Annotated in this window: 1 protein-coding gene; it reads left to right on the top strand. The window is 69.6% G+C overall.

The window, feature by feature from the left end:
* The coding region (locus RWX45_RS00265) for an ATP-binding cassette domain-containing protein (RefSeq protein ID WP_410050655.1) at positions 1–2,218 on the top strand (2,218 nt) is incomplete at its 5' end.
* Positions 2,219–2,227 lie beyond the last annotated feature (9 nt).

Below are 2,227 nucleotides of genomic sequence, written 5' to 3' on the forward strand. Positions count from 1 at the left end.
GCCGAGCGCGTCGGCCCAGTACGCCGCCTCGGCCGAGACGGTCTCCGATACCCGCATGATGCCGACGCGCTCGGCGGCCTCGGCCGCCTCCACCGGGACCGGCTTGGCCGCTTCGGCCTCCTCCGGGGGCACCGGCGGCTTCCCCGCCGGGCCGCGCCGAACCGTCGCCAAGGTGACGATCACCTCCTCCGGCACCATCGGCCGCGCCCCGGACGCCAACCTGCGCCTGGACGACCCGCGCGTGTCCGGACACCACGCCCGGGTCGACCTCACCCCGCAGGGCATCGTCGTCACCGACCTGCGCTCCACCAACGGCATCTTCGTCGGCCAACAGCGCATCAGCAGCTACGTCGTCACCCAGCCGACCACCTTCGGCATGGGCTCCACCTTCGTGGTCATCAGCCCCGACGGCACCTGCGAGGTACAGGTCGCCACCGCCGCCGGCGAGCTCGTCGGCCGGGACCTCACCTTCTCCGTCAACGACGGCAAGCTCGTCCTCCTTGACGGCGTCTCCTTCTCCCTGCCCGGCAACGAGCTCCTCGCCGTCGTCGGCCCCTCCGGCGCCGGGAAATCCACCCTCCTCAAGGCCCTCACCGGTGAGCAGAAGGCGCAGCAGGGGCAGGTGCTCTTCGACGGCCTGGACGTCTACGAGCACTACCCGGTCATGCGTAACAAGATCGGCGTGGTCCCCCAGAACGACGTCGTCCACTCCGCCCTCACCGTGCGCCAGACCCTCGAGTACGCCGCCGAGCTGCGCTTCGCCAAGGACGTGTCCAAGGCTGAACGCACCCAGCGCATCAACGAGGTCCTGGAGGACCTGGACCTGAGCGAGCACGTGGATAAGCGGGTCAAGAAGCTCTCCGGCGGTCAGCGCAAGCGCGTGTCCACCGCGATCGAGCTGCTCACCCGCCCCTCCCTGCTCTTCCTGGATGAGCCCACCTCCGGCCTGGACCCCCAGCTCGACCGCGACGTCATGGACCTGCTCGCCTCGCTCGCCCACGGCACCCGCCCGGGCGACACCGGCCGCACCGTGGTGGTGGTGACCCACAACGAGAACCACATCGACCGGGCGGACAAGGTCCTCATCCTCGCCGCCGGCGGCACCCCGGTGTACTTCGGCGCACCCCGGCAGGTCATTCCCTACTTCCGCGAGCGCCTGGCCGAGTTCGGGCGGCAGGGCCGTCTGGTCGTCAGCACCCCCCGCGGAGGGTTCCCGGACCCGGTCGCCATCGACGGCTTCGCGGACGTCTACGCCCTCATCCGCAACCACGCCTCCGAGCTGCGCGCTCACCTGGAGGCGACCGTTCCCACCACCCGCCGCGGCGATGGCCGCAAGCTCACGACGACGGCCCACACCGACGGCGCTCAGGCCCCGCAACAGACCGCCCTACGGCAGGTCTCCACCCTGGTGCGCCGCCACCTGCGGATCATCGCCGCCGACCCCTCCTATCTGGTGTTCATGCTGGCGCTGCCGATCATTATTGGTCTGCTCACCAAGGCCATTGCCGGCGACTGGGGCTTCGCCGTGCCCAACCTGCCCGACCCCACACCGGAGGAACCCTGCGTCACCTACTCCACGCAGGCGCTTGAACTGCTGGTCATCCTCATCACCGGCGCCGCCTTCTCCGGCATGGCCGCCACCATCCGCGAGCTGGTGGGGGAGCGGGACGTCTACCTGCGCGAGAAAGCGGTCGGCCTGCGTGCGGGCTCCTACATGGTTGCCAAGTCGATTGTGCTGGCCCTCATCGTCACGGTCCAGACCGCGATCATGGTCGGTATTGCCCTGCTCCTCAACGACGCCCCCACTGACGCCATCCTCCTCGGGGTGCCGGGACTTGAACTGGCCGTGTGCTGCTGGGTGGTTGCCTTCGTCTCTGGACTGCTGGGCCTGACGGTTTCTGCCTACGTCTCCACTTCCGAGCAGGTCATGCCGGTGCTCGTGGTCACGATCATGGCGCAGCTGGTGCTGGCCGGCGGCGTCATCCCCATCAGCGGGCGCGCCGTCTTCGAACAGCTGGCCTGGTTCATCCCGGCCCGCTGGGGCTACGCCATGGCCGCTGCGACGGTGGAGATGAACGAGATCCTGCCCTACCGTGCCGAGGACCTGTGGGAGCACACCGCCTCCCAGTGGCTCACCGATCTCGGTGTGCTCGCGGCGATCGGCCTGGTGTGCTTCCTCGCCTGCTACGTGGGTCTGGTCCGCCGCGACCGCCGCTGACCGGGGCTG

The organism is Actinomyces sp. MRS3W (genome assembly GCF_032465695.1).
Lineage (GTDB): Bacteria > Actinomycetota > Actinomycetes > Actinomycetales > Actinomycetaceae > Actinomyces.